General features: G+C 50.5%; 10 protein-coding genes and 2 pseudogenes. 4 read left to right on the forward strand and 8 right to left on the reverse strand.

The window, feature by feature from the left end; genetic code table 11:
- The first annotated feature begins 433 nt into the window (after positions 1–433).
- Together QWI16_RS09520 and QWI16_RS09525 are read left to right on the forward strand one after the other, a co-directional pair.
- A complete protein-coding gene (locus QWI16_RS09520; RefSeq protein WP_302712654.1) occupies positions 434–1,951 on the forward strand; it encodes a hypothetical protein in 1,518 nt (505 codons plus the stop codon).
- 12 nt (positions 1,952–1,963) lie between these two features.
- A complete protein-coding gene (locus QWI16_RS09525) occupies positions 1,964–3,670 on the forward strand; it encodes an Hsp70 family protein (protein WP_302712655.1) in 1,707 nt (568 codons plus the stop codon).
- A 179-nt stretch (positions 3,671–3,849) separates the two neighbouring features.
- On the opposite strand, the gene QWI16_RS09530 is transcribed toward QWI16_RS09525, so the two are convergent.
- From QWI16_RS09530 to QWI16_RS09540, 3 genes are read right to left on the reverse strand one after another with little or no spacing between them, the layout of a single operon-like run.
- On the reverse strand, positions 3,850–5,082 hold the full coding sequence (locus QWI16_RS09530) for a sensor histidine kinase (RefSeq protein ID WP_302712656.1): 1,233 nt from the start codon (positions 5,080–5,082) through the stop codon (positions 3,850–3,852).
- Positions 5,082–5,810 carry a response regulator transcription factor gene (locus QWI16_RS09535; RefSeq protein WP_441294558.1) on the reverse strand — a complete coding sequence of 243 codons (729 nt, stop codon included), beginning with the start codon at positions 5,808–5,810 and terminating at the stop codon, positions 5,082–5,084. The genes QWI16_RS09530 and QWI16_RS09535 overlap by 1 nt, the downstream gene beginning before the upstream one ends.
- Positions 5,800–8,238: a TonB-dependent receptor gene (locus QWI16_RS09540; protein ID WP_302712658.1), complete on the reverse strand. Its 2,439-nt coding sequence runs from the start codon at positions 8,236–8,238 to the stop codon at positions 5,800–5,802. The genes QWI16_RS09535 and QWI16_RS09540 overlap by 11 nt, the downstream gene beginning before the upstream one ends.
- Positions 8,239–8,630: 392 nt before the next feature.
- Between QWI16_RS09540 and QWI16_RS09545 the strand changes: the two genes are divergently transcribed.
- The gene (locus QWI16_RS09545; RefSeq protein ID WP_302712660.1) at positions 8,631–9,431 is read left to right on the forward strand and encodes a class I SAM-dependent methyltransferase; all 801 of its coding nucleotides are present in this window, start codon (positions 8,631–8,633) and stop codon (positions 9,429–9,431) included.
- Positions 9,432–9,467: 36 nt separating this feature from the next.
- Positions 9,468–9,707: pseudogene (locus tag QWI16_RS09550) on the forward strand (IS256 family transposase); the annotation flags it as partial.
- Between the two features lie 76 nt (positions 9,708–9,783).
- Here the strand turns inward: QWI16_RS09550 and QWI16_RS09555 are convergent.
- The 5 genes and pseudogenes from QWI16_RS09555 to QWI16_RS09570 form a co-directional block, all read right to left on the reverse strand.
- Positions 9,784–10,245 (reverse strand): hypothetical protein, encoded by a 462-nt coding sequence (locus QWI16_RS09555; RefSeq protein WP_302712662.1) that lies wholly within the window; start codon positions 10,243–10,245, stop codon positions 9,784–9,786.
- A 45-nt stretch (positions 10,246–10,290) separates the two neighbouring features.
- Positions 10,291–10,440, reverse strand: a pseudogene (locus tag QWI16_RS18740) (HNH endonuclease); the annotation flags it as partial.
- A 120-nt stretch (positions 10,441–10,560) separates the two neighbouring features.
- Positions 10,561–12,303, reverse strand: coding sequence for a DUF6119 family protein (locus QWI16_RS09560; RefSeq protein ID WP_302712664.1), 1,743 nt, complete (start codon positions 12,301–12,303; stop codon positions 10,561–10,563).
- An 82-nt stretch (positions 12,304–12,385) separates the two neighbouring features.
- Positions 12,386–12,541: a site-specific integrase gene (locus tag QWI16_RS09565; protein WP_302712665.1), complete on the reverse strand. Its 156-nt coding sequence runs from the start codon at positions 12,539–12,541 to the stop codon at positions 12,386–12,388.
- A gap of 327 nt (positions 12,542–12,868) precedes the next feature.
- Positions 12,869–14,458: a family 20 glycosylhydrolase gene (locus QWI16_RS09570; protein WP_302712667.1), complete on the reverse strand. Its 1,590-nt coding sequence runs from the start codon at positions 14,456–14,458 to the stop codon at positions 12,869–12,871.
- Positions 14,459–14,629 lie beyond the last annotated feature (171 nt).

Below are 14,629 nucleotides of genomic sequence, written 5' to 3' on the forward strand. Positions count from 1 at the left end.
ACCAGTACATCAAAGAAATCAATAACTTAGAGTTGATTTGATTCAGTGCCGGCTAATTTTGGGAAAGGTTCTGAAGGCTTTTCACAACGTGATCTGATAGAGCGGGTGTTTTACCTGATACTTACCTACGTTGGTTCGAGGTGAGGGCCGAAAGTTGAAACGAACCGAGACTGAAAACATTTGGCAAATTTTGATCGTTTTTCACAAAGAGTCTGACGGCTTTCTACAAAGTTCTAATGAATATCGTAATTCTGTGCCATACACAATTTAACATAATATACATTATGCGCAGTTTTGGGCGTTTTGGGTGGGGTTGGCATTCGGCAAATTTCGGTTAGAATCGAATCTTGGCTTTAGATGCAAATAAACAACAGTCCATGTTGTTAAGACACCTTTGTTTTCAAAACCTTAGGTACGGTAAGGACGCACAAATTTGAACTATTGGACTATTCTTGAGATCTCGCCCACCAATGATCAAAAAATTGTCAAGGCTGCTTATTCCCGTCTTTTAAAACAAATTCGCCCAGATCAAGATCCCGATGGCTATCAGCGCTTGCGCGAAGCCTTTGATTGGGCGAGAAGCCAGTGCAAGCGTACGACGGTCGAACCGCGCGATCAGAGTGCCACCGTCACGACAAAAGCCACAGGATCGCGACATTCACCGTCAGGGCGGCTATCGCTATCAACGCACCGGGATATTGCAAAACACATGGCCCATAACCTTCGGGAACGTCAAGCGCCTCCTGATAATGATACAACCACAGCGCAGGCCGCGCATCTGCGTCAGCAACAAGAGCAGATTGCACATGACGACGCCAGAGCGCTTGCTACGCATTTATTTAATCTGCCATCTGCCGAAGCTCAGCTCGCTTATTTTGAGTCTCTAATTAGAGGGACTCGATTACTTCACCTAAAAACCCGGTCATACTTTGAAGTCATACTCGCAAATAGACTATGTTCGTATCGCGGTACCGACATGCCCTACGCTCTTGTTCAATCGGCTGCAAATGAATTTAGGTGGTTTGAAGAGCAACACTCGGACCCGGATAAGCGTGCCAAACTGGGGTACCTTGCTGCACGTTTAAATACCTATCGACATTACTACAGTCTTTTGATTCTTCAGCCTAGGCAAGGTCGCGGGGAGGAGCTTCCTGCCTCTAAGCTTATACTTGGAAAATACCGCCCTCGGTATTTTAAGTTTATACGTTTTTTGGGGCTGCATAACCGCACAACAAGGGTTTTCACGCGCCAGTTTGCGCACGCTGTCGACAGTGCCATGTGTCCTGAGCTAGATACCGATAGTTTTCACTGGTGGCGAATTCAGTTGGAGAGGGTTCGGTTCTCAGCCATTCATGTCTTGGTGGCATTTGCTGTACAATTTTTCTTTATGCCATGGACAACAAGCGCCTCGGTGGATGTCTATCAGCCTTATCTTACCTTAAGCCTTTGGGGTGTCACCTCTGTGGCAGTATGGGCGTTAGATGGACTTTATCATCGTTTCCGGCAGAGCTTTGTAGAGCGCTGGAACAGCTTAAAGGAAAAGCGCAGCACCAATGTTGCCATTTCAATTGCCTTTTTACTGTCTGTGTATTGCTATCGACACACGTCGAAGCTGGACATGGAGGCGCTGACCTTAACGCTGATTGCATTTGCCTTGCTGCTCGGTTTTTTGAGGTTTGGTGTTCAGGGTTTACTTTTGCTGATTTGGGCCAGTGCCATATACTCAGTCATTTATGTGGTTCTGGGTTTTGAAGAGCAAATCCCTCACCTTGGGAACTACGCATTAATTTGGGGGTTTATTTCAGTCAATGCATGTTTGTCATTGATGGATTATTTTCCCGAAAGAATATCGGACTTTATAGCTAGAAGGGGATTTACTATTTTCCTTTTTGGATCGTTGGTCTCTTTTGCAATATCTTTTGCGTATTTCAAACTTATTACTCTTTTATAGTCAGAGGATGACATGGCCTTAATCGGTATAGACCTTGGTACAACAAACAGCTTAGTCGGCTACTGGATCGCTGAAACTGGGGAGGCAAAGCTAATACGTAACACATTAAAAAAAACCATGACACCTTCGGTTGTTGGTCTCGACGATCACCAACGTATTGTCGTGGGCGACATTGCCAGGCACCGTTTAATTACGCATCCCAGCATGACGGTGTCGGAGTTTAAGCGATATATGGGTACCGACAAAGAGTTTAAGCTGGGCGATAAAAAGTTTCGTGCTGAGGAGCTCTCTGCCCTACTTTTAAAAAGCTTAATTGCCGATGCTGAGTCACATTTATCGGAGAAAATCGACAGTGCCGTCATAAGTGTTCCGGCCTACTTTAGTGATGCGCAGCGCAAGGCGACGAGAGATGCCGGTCGCCTAGCGGGAATTGAGGTTAAGCGACTAATTAATGAGCCAACCGCAGCCGCTATTGCATACGGACTACACGAAACTAAAGACGATACCACCTTTTTGATATTCGATATTGGTGGCGGTACGTTTGATGTGTCAATTCTAGAGTTGTTTGACGGCGTTATGCAGGTCAATGCGACGGCCGGAGATAATCGCCTTGGCGGCGAAGACTTTGTCGATTCCCTGCTCAGCCATTTTTTACAGAAGAATGGCATTGTACGCTCTGAATTATCTGCAAAACAGATCGCTCAGTTGCGATCACAGTGCGAGCAAGCCATGAAGCAGCTTTCCACCGAAAATAATGCTGATATAGAATTTTTTCTGGATAAAAGGCCCCTGCATCTGAGATTAAGTCGTGATTCTATTGAGGCTTGTTGTGGGGACCTGCTACGTCGTCTCAGGCTTCCTCTAGAGCGATCACTCCGCGACGCAAACTTGCAAAGCGATGATTTAGACGCGGTAGTGTTGGTAGGCGGCGCATCGCGCATGCCAGCAATCCGTTCGATGGTGTCAAAAATGCTGGGTAAAATTCCTCGGTCGCACATCAATCCCGATGAAACGGTCGCTCTTGGTGCCGCGATTCAGGCCGCCCTAATCGAGGGGGATGCATCGCTATCTGAAGTGGTTCTGACGGATGTTGCGCCCTACACACTAGGTGTCGGTGTGGTTAATAAGCAGGGTTTTTTTGATAGCGGAGAATTGTTTCATCCTATTATTGATCGCAATAGCCCGGTCCCCGTAAGCCGAATAGATCGTTTGGTGACAGTGCGGGACAATCAGACCACACTACACATAGTGATATACCAAGGCGAAGCTCGGTTAGTAAAAGATAACATTAAACTCGGCGAGCTCTCATTGGCAGTGCCTCCTTCCGCTGCAGGAGAAGAGTCTGTAGATGTTCGGTTTACTTATGACATCAGCGGCCTATTGCAAGTAGAGGCGGAGGTCACGTCAACTGGCGTTAAGCAGCAAGCGATTATTGAAGGAAACCCTGGGGCATTAACGGAAACCGAGATAAAATCCCGACTTGCAGAGCTTGCGTCCCTTAAGGTTCATCCTCGGGAGAACGAACATAATGCTTTGTTGGTTGCCCGTGGTGAGCGTCTTTACGAGCTTGCTCTTGGAGACTTAAGGGAGTACATAAAAGATAGGCTGGGAAATTTTGAGCAGACTCTACAAAGCCAAAATATCTCTGAAATTAATGAGGCTGCTAAAGAGCTAACAATTATTTTTGATCAAATAGAGAGAGAGTCGCCACTGCTCTAGCGTGCTTTAGTGTTCGCCCCAGCCATTCTGGCCTATTCTCGAATGCATGTTGAGCCAGATTTTCTTATTCTAAGGCAAGCAATGGTGGGCGCCGTCAGCAGGGCTCTGAGAAAAAACGGCTCGCTAGATTCCGCATGCGCTGATACATTACCGGGTTTTCGGTGCCTGCGCTGGCGATGTCACCATGAAAGACGGGTCGCTACACGTTCGTCATCCGTGTGCAGTGCAAACGACCAGCCATTGCGCTCGCACAGCCTTTGAACGATACCCAGGCCCAGGCCATACCCGTGGGTCGACGATGCTTCGGTTTCGGTGTGCCGGTCCTCAGTGTTACCGCTCATTTGGTTGGTGATTAACAGTTCGTGTTCTCTGATCAGAATTGTGATTGGCCCCTGCCCCGCGAGCGTGTGCTCGAAGGCATTGCGCACCAGATTGTTGACGACGACTGAAAACGCTTGCGGGTGCCCCCAGATGGTGGGTTGGGCGCGGTGAACGGTGTCAAGGTCGAGCGACTTGCCGCGCAACAAGTGCCGCTGTTGTTCTATTGCCTGATTCAGCAGCGGTACCACTTCAAAGCGCTTGTCGTACAGGCCGTCGTCGGTTTCACGGGAGAGACACAAAAACATCTCTATGGTGGTTTTCATGTCGAGGGTCGCGCGCCTCACGCGATCGACAACCTTATTGTCGGCAGCCGACAAATCGCTTTGCTCTAACAGCTCAAGCGCGCCTGTTATTACGGTGATGGGCGTGCGCAATTCATGGCTGGCCGAATCGGTGAAGTAGCGCTCGCGCGCGACAAACTCGCTGATCCGCTCCAGGGTTTTTTCAATGGTGTCAGCGAGTACGCCAACCTCATCATCGCCAAAGCGGTGAGCCTCTATGCGCTTGTGGTCGCTGGCGGACAGGTGCTCAAGGTCGATGTCCGCGACCATCTTGGCAAGGTGCGCTACTGGGGCGATGGACCTGCGCATGACGACAACGCCCAGCCCGAAGCCCAGGGTTCCGAGCGTGCCGACGGCGCTACTGATAATCAGAAGCCACCACCAATCCTCGGAGGACGCTGCTTCAATGCCGGCAACGTCAAAAACCACGAAAGCGCGGCCCTGTTCATTGTCGCTGGGTACAACGGCGACGTGCAATTCTTCGCTGTTGAACTCGTACAGCCCCTGCTCCGGGCCTGTCTGTGCCCACTCCCTAAGTGATGCCGGTAAGAGTTCTACTTGGTCGTACCCGCGCAGGTTTGTGGTCAAATCGGGGTAGCGCTTTGCCGCATGCTCCAGCTGACGTTGCAGTACATGATCTTCAGTCAGCCTGATGGCGGCAAAGAAGGCCAGCCCCCAGGCCACGCTGAGCACCGCGACGCACAATGCAAAGGCAAGGGCGACACGGGTGCGCAAACTGCGGCGGTACATTACTCAGAGTCCTCGGCCATTCGGTACCCTATGCGATGCACGGTATGAATGAGTGGGCTGTCGAAGGGTCGGTCAATGGCCTGTCGTAACTTATACAAGTGCGAACGCAGCGCATCGCCATCCGGAGGCTCGTCTGCCCATAGCAGCGTTTCAAGTTCATCGCGAGACACCACGCAAGGAGATTCCTGCATCAACCGTTGAAGTAACCGAATGCTTGCAGGAGTGAGCTCAATGAGCCGCCCGGCGCGATGCACTTGTAGCGTGGACGTGTTGAGCGTCAAATCGCCCACCGATAAGATCTTGTCGGCCCTTCGGTGGCTGCGTTTGTACAGCGCCTGCAGTCTGACATGAAGTTCCTGCAAAGCGAAGGGCTTGACCAGGTAGTCATCGGCCCCCGCTCTGAACCCTTTAAGCTTATCATCCAGCGTGTCTCTCGCTGTCAGCATAAGCACCGGTGTTTCTACCTCGGCCTCTTCGCGCAGCTTTTGGCAGAAGCTCAGGCCATCCATCCTTGGAAGCATTAAGTCCAGAACAATCACGTCATACTGATTCAATCGCGTGAGCTGCGTGGCGCTGACGCCATCGTAGGCGAAATCCAGTAGGTAGTTATGCTTTTCGAGATAGGCAGCGATGTTCTCACAAATGTCCCGATTGTCTTCGACAATTAACGCTCTAATCGGGTCAGTGCTCATATCGCTGTTCATCTCGTCTGCACTCTTACCAGGCATAATCCAATCTCAGGCCGATAAGGGGTTCGGCTTCGCTGTCGTCTTCCACCTCAATACCGCGGCGGTAGTCAAACTCGGTATCGTCGCTCGATGACGTTGCCGTAACGTTGATGATATCGAGAAAGGTGGTGACATCTATGGCGCCAAAGGCACGCCGATAGTCTACGCGAATATTCAGCGTGCCAGAACCGCTTTTGCGACCGACGCTGCGCGCCGTAATCTCTTTGGAGTAGCGTAGCGGCTGCCCTGCCCCCAGCACGTCCGAGTGGACAATAAACTCATCATCTGGCCTGCCGGAGAGGAACTTGTAGCTCCCGGCGACTTTCCAGCGGTCGTTGATCTCCCAGGTTAGACCCAGGGTGGCGACGTGTTCGCGGCTGAATTCATCGGCCACCTCACCGCGGCCGTCTTTGCGGTCGATGACCGCGTCGTTGTAGGAGTAAGTAGCTGTGGCATAAAGGCCCTCGAGAATCGTGCCGTTGACCACAAAGTCGACGCCGTAGGAGGTGCCCTCACCGATATTGGCAAAGGTTTCGCTGGTGCGATCCAGGTCTACCACCAGGTCGTCGAGAATTTGGTAGTAGGCCTCAACCAATACCGACCAGCTGTTCGACGGGAAGTATTCAAAGCCGATACTGCTGTGGGTGATCTCTTCGGTTTTCAGGTCGTTGGCCTCGTTGGCGGCGAGCTCCAAATACCGTGGCGATTGGTGGAATACCCCTGCCGTGGAAAAGTACCTTATACGGTTATCAGGCCGCCAGTTGACGCTGAACCTGGGCGAGGCGAAGCTTTCGTCCGCAAAACCATCCTGCTCGAAGCGCACACCTGTGCGAACATCCCAGTCGCCGAGCTCAAACACTTGATCAATGTAACCCACATAGCTGGTTTCTTTCTGATTGAGCGAAGAGTTAATGCTTTCAGGTGTCAGTACAATATAAAACTGATTCGGGTCTGGTCTAAAATCATCCTGGTCGTAAATAAACCGGTTCCAGTCACCATCCAGGACGGTGCTATAGTCCAGCTCAATTTGCGTTACCCGCAGGCCCGTGGTGAGCACACCCCAGCGATTGACGGTTTCAAAGTCGCTCCGCCAGCCGATTTCCGTCTCGTTTTCGCCAACGGTAATAATGTCTTCCCGCACCGGATAACTGGACGCGGGTGATCCCTCCGGCACGAGATCGGGATAGGCTTCGCCCTCTGAGCTGACCTTGTCGCTCTTGCGGTAGTAGATTTTATTGGTCCAGACGGCCTGATCACCGATCAATGAACGCAGTGTCGCGCCGTACAGGTCGCTGTCCTGCTCGGAATCCTGCAGCGATGTATCCTCAAAATTGGGCGAGGCAAACACGTTATCCACACCGCGAGTGTAGTCTTCGTGGGTATCCATCAGTAGAATTTCGACGGTGTGGTCTGAATTAATCGGCATCACTGATTTTACGATGATGTCTCTTAAGACCGGCGCGCCTATGTCCAGCTCCTCAATGGTTTCAAAGAAGTCGCCAAAATCCAGCTGCCTGGCAGAAATCAGCATCGTTGAGTCTTCAGTGATGCCGGTAGGCCCGTCGTACCCCACTTCGTAGCCTGCCAGGTCGTAGCGAAAACTCGCGGATGGACTTGGGTTACCATCGGCCACTTCGAGTTTAAGTAACGATGCCGCCCGGCCGCCATAGGCCGCGCCCCACCCGCCCGGTGAGAATTCTGCACCGCTGATAACGTTAGGCGCGAAAATCGAGAAGCGCCCGCCCCCGCCGACGTCTTCTTGTTCCCCCAGGGTTGCATCAAAATGCACGGCCTTATCAAAGGGAAAATCATCCACAAACAGTAGGTTATCTCTTGGGCCGCGGCCACGGACGCTAAAGGCGGCAAATTCACTGGAGGATGCCAGGCCCGGTAAACCGTCTAGCCCGAGGAGCGGGTCCGCACCGCCACCCACGGCGCTGCGCAAGGCTTCTCTATCGAGGTAGGTGCCGTTTACCGAGGCAATGGCTTCCGCCTCTTGCCCGAGAATCAGCACTTCTTCAATGTCTTCTTCTTTCAGCTCAAACTCAACCTTGATGTTTTTGCGTGTCACTACCCGCAGGCTTGGCTCATAGGACGAGGCGAACCCGCTTTTGGACAGATTCACAGCGTAAAGGCCAGGGTCGAGCTGTTCCGCGATAATGCGACCCTCGGCGTCGGTTGTAAACGCCTGGGTGGCACCGGTTTCCCGCTCCTTGATAATAACCCGCACGTCAGCGAGCGGCCGATCGGTGTCCTCATTTGTGACGATAAACGTCAGCGCGCCGGGCGCCTCTGCGGCGCGTGCTAACAGCGGAAAACTCAGCATCAGCGCCAACAGGGTCAGCCGCGATACCGCTATCCACTGCCTGCGCCAATGGTGATTCCGCCCAATCGTCAACCACGATACCCGCTTCAATTGCCTGCTCATGCCTTCTCCCTCCAAGAATCAACCGCATTGATGTCAGTAAACGCTGGGAGGGTATCAAGGCCAATGTGACCAAAAAGTCGCTGAAAGTTGGAGAGTGAATATGGGTGAGAACCAAGCACCCCGCCCTTATGGCCACGCGGATCGCTCGCATAGCGCTAAGGTGTCGGGTGTTTGGGTTTTAAGCACTGCCAACGTATTGCCTGGAGAGCCTGTTTAGGTGTTTGGTAAAAGTGCGACTTTCTAAAAGGGTGGATGGTGGCGGGTCCGATCCCAATGGCTCGCATCCGTAGCCATTGTGCATTCACCCCTATCCAGGCGAGCGATGACAGATAAAGGGGGTTGTGCTATAACCCTGAGCCGCGAACACTCCGCTTGATGCCCAAGGAAACCCCATGACCCAAGCTTCACCCCTGGCCAGTCCGCTCGCCTGGAACCTGGTCGCTCCAGGGTATACCGAGCTAAGCCTGCCCTTGTTTGCCGCCTTTGCCGATGACGCATTGACCCTGGCGGCATTGCCCGAGAGAGCGCACATCGCCGATATCGCTACTGGTCCTGGCACCCTGGCGATTGAGGCGGTCCAGCGCGGGCACCGGGTGGAGGCATTGGACTTTTCCCGCGACATGCTCGACATCCTTGCACAGCGCGCCCAGGGTTTGAGCCACCTAGTCGCCCGCGAGGGGGACGGCCAGGCACTGCCCTACGCGGATGGCCAATTCGACGCCGCCTTTTCCCTGTTCGGGCTGATGTTCTTCCCCGACCGGGCGCGCGGTTTCGCCGAACTCTACCGCGTACTCAAGCCCGGCGGGCGGGCCGTGGTGTCCAGTTGGCAGGCCAACCCCGAGCAACCGGTGTTTAACGCTGTTTTTCAGGCCCTGCGCGAAGCTTTGCCCGACCTGCCCAAGGGCGGCGGCGCACCGCCACTGTCGGATGGCGACACCTTTATTGCCGAAATGAGCGCCGCCGGCTTCGACGTCAGCCTGCACCCGCGCAGTCACCGCGTGGAGGAGTCGGACATTAGCACACTGTGGCAGGGTATGCAGCGCTCTTTCGCGCCCGTTGTGTTGCTGCGGCACAAGCTGGGCGATCCGGTCTTCGCCCCCGCCGCCGAGGCCGTGGAAAACTATCTAGTCGAGCGCTTTGACGGACCGATCACTATTGAGATGCCCGCCTGGCTGGCTGTGGGTGTGGCGTGACGTTCTCAATTCAAGATCTGACCCTGAATTCGCACGGATTACGTGCGCACAGCGATTTACACGACCAATGCGGTTGAGGCTGTTCACCGCCAGTTCCGAAAACTGACAAAAACCAAAGGTGGCTTCGCCAGCGAGAACGGCTTATTCAAACTCCTGTACGCGGGTATACTCAAAGCTTCTAAGCGCTGGACGCACCCGATTCAGAACTGGAATCTAACGTTGTCGCAACTGACGATCCACTTCCCGGATCGCTTGGAAAAACACATTAGCCTATGAGGCTATTTGGCTGACACAGAGTTTTGAACACCCTCAAAAAGTAATGTAGGTTTGAGGGGCTACATTGAACCTATTTTTATGCATTTTTTCCAACATACAAAGGACTCACATTTTCATTTTCTGATAGCCAACGCTTGTAACCTTCAAGTGTTCTTCCGCCTAAATTTAAAGAAAACTCAACTCCAAAAATCGAAACTAAAGAATAGCACTCCGAATTATCTGTTATTAGCAGATCGAACTCATGAAGAATTTCGTATCTATCCTTTTCGTCGTCAAAAACTGCGTTTACAGGATGTAGAGTTCGGAACATAAACGGCCAGTCATCACCTTCATTAAAGCGCACGTGCTTCCTCAGATCATCTAGTTCTTTGTTATCCACAACCTCCATATTCCAAGCCTCCACCCCCTGCACCTTGTGCACCAATATTTCAAGCGCCGCCATTCCGAGAAACCGCCCCATCAATCGTTCATCAGGTAGCTCATGTCCATCTGAAGGGTTCCATTCTGAAATTCGTCCACGTTTAGAAGGAACTTTCATTCTCGCTCTAAGCTGCTTGAAAATTGCAGATTCCAAGAATGGTCTTTCGACCTTTCTTGCGAAATACTGATTACAGCTATTGCAAACCGCTCCAATAGGAAGAATATGATCAGTATTACCCATTGACTCAGGAAGTATATGTTCTCGGGATTTTTCACTTGATGTTTCAGATTTGCAGAATACGCAACGGGTCATTTCAATATGCTTAACACTTTAATAGACAGACGCTAAATAGTTTCGATTCTTATAGAAACAGGTTTATCATCCGAACAATATTTAATCAATCGGCCGAAATCGGATATTGGCTAGCATAGATTATTTCCTTGCTGTATCCGTCCTAATTTCTTCTTTATGGCCCGTTAACATTACAGGTATCATGCTAAACGTGATATCACTATATTTAAGTGCATTCCTTAGCTTTTCATAGGTCAGTTTTAACTCATACTTTGCCATTAGAGGCAAGCTTTCTAGCTTAGGTATTTCCTTTAATTTGTTATCATATAGAATCCAAAGCCGTACTATGTAATCTTGCCCACACACATCAGATAGATTCTCTTTTACATGAGCTAAAAATTCACTTTTCAGAGCATGCTTGCTGTCCGTAATATGATTTCTAATTTCTTGAACAAAGGTTTCATCTGTTAAAAAGAATTCACAATAAAATCTTGCTTGTGAAAATAGATGATTAACGGCACTAGATCCTCCAAGTCGTTTGACGTGAATAATTTCACCCTTTCTATTATCAAGCTTGAGTATGTCACAGAACTCTTTGTCTGCCCTTCCTTTCCCAATTTTTAGCTTAGATTGATCAAATAGAATTGATTTATCATCTTTCTTACAATACTCCGAATTAAAAACTGCCTCTTTATTCCTCTTGGATTCCATGCAGAAGATAGGGATGTCATGGTATTGTTTAGGGATATCTTCCTCTGATATGCCTTTCACGAAATTATTTACCGCGTTATAGAAGTCATCATCAACTTTTCGCCAAACACCCGCCGATAAAGTGTAGCAACTACCTTCATCTTCTATTTCTGTAACAATGCAATCATACAATTTCCAATAGCGGCCTTCGACAATTTTACTTTCCTCGTGTGAGTATGCATAAATTTTCTTATTATTCAGGCTTTGTATAGAAACATCTTCTAGATTTCTAAATAGCTTTTCTTCTACAATGTGCTTTGCGTCTACATGAGAATGGACATTAATTTTTTTCATACCCCTTCCATGGCGGTAAGTAAAACTGTATTCATCATCAGGTATAAATTCGGGGATAGAAAGATGAAACTTATCGAATTCTTTTCCTGCTATAAATGAAAGCAATTTATTGTCCAGATCTTCTATTTTTTCATTGGATACTGGAGTTAAATTAGGGTAATTTGGGAAAAGTTCTTTGTAGGTTTCCTTTGAGAAGGCGTCTAAAAACTGCTCGATAAAGTCAAATAATGTATCCCAAGACAATTTATCATCGCCAGCTAACTTTATCGTGAGACAATCTTTTCCCTGAAGGGTTATTTTCTCATTGGCCAGAAAATGCGCAGAAATATACTGAAGGAACTCTGTCTCTCCCATTCCAAAATCGAAAGCTTCTGATGGTCTACTTAATTGCCTGTCTATCATTTGTGTGGTGGCTAATTGAATGCTGCTTTTTGCCTGTCTAACTTTTTTATTGCCACACAAATTCATAGCAACTTTGACCCCAAAGTCAGGTTCAAATAGATATTTTTTAAGCCAACTGCCAGCCTGTAGGCCAAACGATGCAGCTACAATCCTTTCACCCCATTCAACTAATAGCAGGCCTGTTGGTCTGGTATAGGTGGAGCTAAAATTTATTGGATTAGCATCGCCGATTCCTGAGTTAACAAAATTAAGCCATGGAGGGTTATCAGTGGTGCCTCCCGATATCTGTCTACAGTAAAACCTGCAAGATCGTTCTTTATAAGAAAAGTCTTTTACTACAAAACGAGCGCTTTCATTAGGCAATTTACTATTGTCAATTACCTCTTCAAGAGTCTTTTTCTCTTTTGAAAGATATAGAGTTATTTTTCCTAAATCCATGGCATTACTCTTCTATTTTCAAGCAAGGGATCACTTGTATTTGATAGTTATCTAACGTCCGCTTTGGGTCGGAAGCAGTTCGTCAATAAAAAATCACCCGATCGAAGGTCAACACGTTGGTGTAGATTCCGCTGGACTCCGCGTTGCGGTGCCCGAGCCGCTGGCTCACACACTTGAACGGCCAGCCGAGCAGGAGCAGGTGTATTGGGAAGGTGTGAGCGCTGATGGAAAACGGCAAGTTCCCTACTCTTTTGATCAATCCTTGACGGGGTGGTAAAGCGTTTGAGGATTTTACTCTCGGCGCTTGGTGATACCTGAGTGGATTTAGTACAGAGAGCAGCGGAAGTTTCTTGGGCACTCAGGAGCCAGTGAAGGCGCGGCGTGCCGACCGGTGACAAAGTCTCTTCTGAGGGTGTGTTTTGCACCATGTGTCCAGTTCCTTTGGTACGGCGTGGCCTGCGTTGCAGGGCCCATTTGGCACAAATTTACTCCTTCTTAGTGGGCGGTGCAAGCCCTCTAGGCTCCCTGCCCGGCTTGCAGACGGCCGGGTTCAGGGGGCTAGGTGTTATCGGCTCTGGGCGAGTTTATCGAGCAGCACTTCAAGTTGTGCGCTCCGGTATCGGCTGAGTTGGTCCAGTTCTGCGCGGTACAGGGTCTCGCCGAACAGGGCGTTAAAGGCGTTGTCGATGGTTTTGGCTTTTTCCTTTAGCGCTTGCAGGTGTGCGATGGCGGCCTGGCGGGCCTCACTATCAAAGCCCGAGGACTGCGCTTGTGCCTCTATGGCTTTAAACTCCAGGTAAAACTCCCGCAGCGTCATTTGCATAACAAAGTGTTTGAACTCACCGTGGTGGGTTTTGGGCGTGAGCTTTTCAAGGCGCTTGCGGTTTGCGCTGACCACCTCCAGCAGGCTAGCGGCTGAGGGGGTGGCTGTGTGGCTGACGGTGGTGTGCATGCTGCTATCGCTGATGGCCTTCCATAGGGCTTTTGCGTGTTGTTCAGAGAAGCCAAAGCGGTTTTCAAAATGAGATTGCGCATATTCGTCGGGCGCGGTGACCGCTTTGCCCTGGAGTACGTCCATAAAGGCGTTGATGGTTAGGCGGTAGGCGTTGTCCGGGTAGCTGTGCGGGTAGACTTGCCGGATGGGGGTTAGGTCAATCAGCTCTGAGGAGAGCCACTCGTAGCCGTAACCGCCGGAGGTGGACCAGGAGGTTAATACCATGCCGGTAAAGCCCGCTTGCCTGGCAAAGGGGATGTAATCAAACTGGTTGTTGAGGTGGGTGTTCCAGGTGTTGACGTGATAGTCATCGGGCCAGGAGCGTATGGCGGTGGCGCCCCAGAACTCCAGATCGTGCTTGTCTTTCAGGGCTTTCGGGTTGGTGCCAAAGCGGTCGTAGGCCCAGCCGTAGTTCCAGTCGATATACACTATGTCTTTGGGCATTTTGGCGATGGCTTCGGGGTGTTCAAGAATCATGTCCGCCCACACCAGTGGGGTTTTGCCGTGCGTTTTGACAATGCCGGCTATCATGCCGATGTAGTCCACGTAGAGTTTTGACTTACCTTCTGACTCGCTGAGCTCGCCCCAGGCTTTGCGGCAGCGGTTGCAGTCCAGCAGCCAGGTTTCGTCGCCGCCAATGTGGATGTACTCGGAGTCGTGCATGGATACCATATCGCTGATCAACTCCGAAAAAAGCGCTTTGGCCTCGGGCATCAGCGTTGGATCGATTTGCGAAAAGTCTTTGGCGTCGGCACGCAAGTGGGCGTAGCGCTCGTTGCGAAGAATGTACTCGGCGTGCCCCAGGGTCTGCTGCAGGGGTATCACGTCCAGCCCGAGGTTTTCGGCATAGTCGATAAAGGTTTTGATCTCTTCCCGGCTGTAGGCGTAACGGTTGGAGATAATTGCATGGTCTTTGTAGGGGTATGCACCCTCCCACTCCATGATCAGGGTGTTAAACCCGTGTGCTTTGGCCTCGGCGGCCATTTGCTTTAGCACGGGCAGAGGAAACACCTGCACGCGCAGGTCCACGTGGTAGGCCACCACTTCGATGTTGGCCTCATCCGCTTGGCTGGTTGCACCGACCCCCAGCAACATCAGTAATAAACTAAGAAAAGCAAACCGCGCTTTGGCGGCCATTGTTAGGGTGTTAAAGAGCGTCATTGTTATCCGTCCTGCGTGTTATTTGAATAAGCGGGCTCTCGATGGTGCTCTGCGTCCGGCGCTTGCCGGTGGCTGACACCTTTTTATGGTAGTGCTCATTATTATGGTGATGCTCATGGATTGAGCGTGTTGTTTGGCTATTAGGTTTTGTTAACAGGCCCTAGATTAATG

The organism is Gilvimarinus algae, assembly GCF_030518215.1.
Classification (GTDB): domain Bacteria; phylum Pseudomonadota; class Gammaproteobacteria; order Pseudomonadales; family Cellvibrionaceae; genus Gilvimarinus; species Gilvimarinus algae.

Excerpts from the sequence above, each read along its gene's own strand:
- QWI16_RS09525 (WP_302712655.1), top strand. The coding sequence starts at position 1,964 with ATGGCCTTAATCGGTATAGACCTTGGTACAACAAACAGCTTAGTCGGC.
- QWI16_RS09530 (WP_302712656.1), bottom strand. The coding sequence starts at position 5,082 with ATGTACCGCCGCAGTTTGCGCACCCGTGTCGCCCTTGCCTTTGCATTG.
- QWI16_RS09535 (WP_441294558.1), bottom strand. The coding sequence starts at position 5,810 with ATGCCTGGTAAGAGTGCAGACGAGATGAACAGCGATATGAGCACTGAC.
- QWI16_RS09540 (WP_302712658.1), bottom strand. The coding sequence starts at position 8,238 with ATGAGCAGGCAATTGAAGCGGGTATCGTGGTTGACGATTGGGCGGAAT.
- QWI16_RS09545 (WP_302712660.1), top strand. The coding sequence starts at position 8,631 with ATGACCCAAGCTTCACCCCTGGCCAGTCCGCTCGCCTGGAACCTGGTC.
- QWI16_RS09555 (WP_302712662.1), bottom strand. The coding sequence starts at position 10,245 with ATGAAAGTTCCTTCTAAACGTGGACGAATTTCAGAATGGAACCCTTCA.
- QWI16_RS09560 (WP_302712664.1), bottom strand. The coding sequence starts at position 12,303 with ATGGATTTAGGAAAAATAACTCTATATCTTTCAAAAGAGAAAAAGACT.
- QWI16_RS09570 (WP_302712667.1), bottom strand. The coding sequence starts at position 14,458 with ATGACGCTCTTTAACACCCTAACAATGGCCGCCAAAGCGCGGTTTGCT.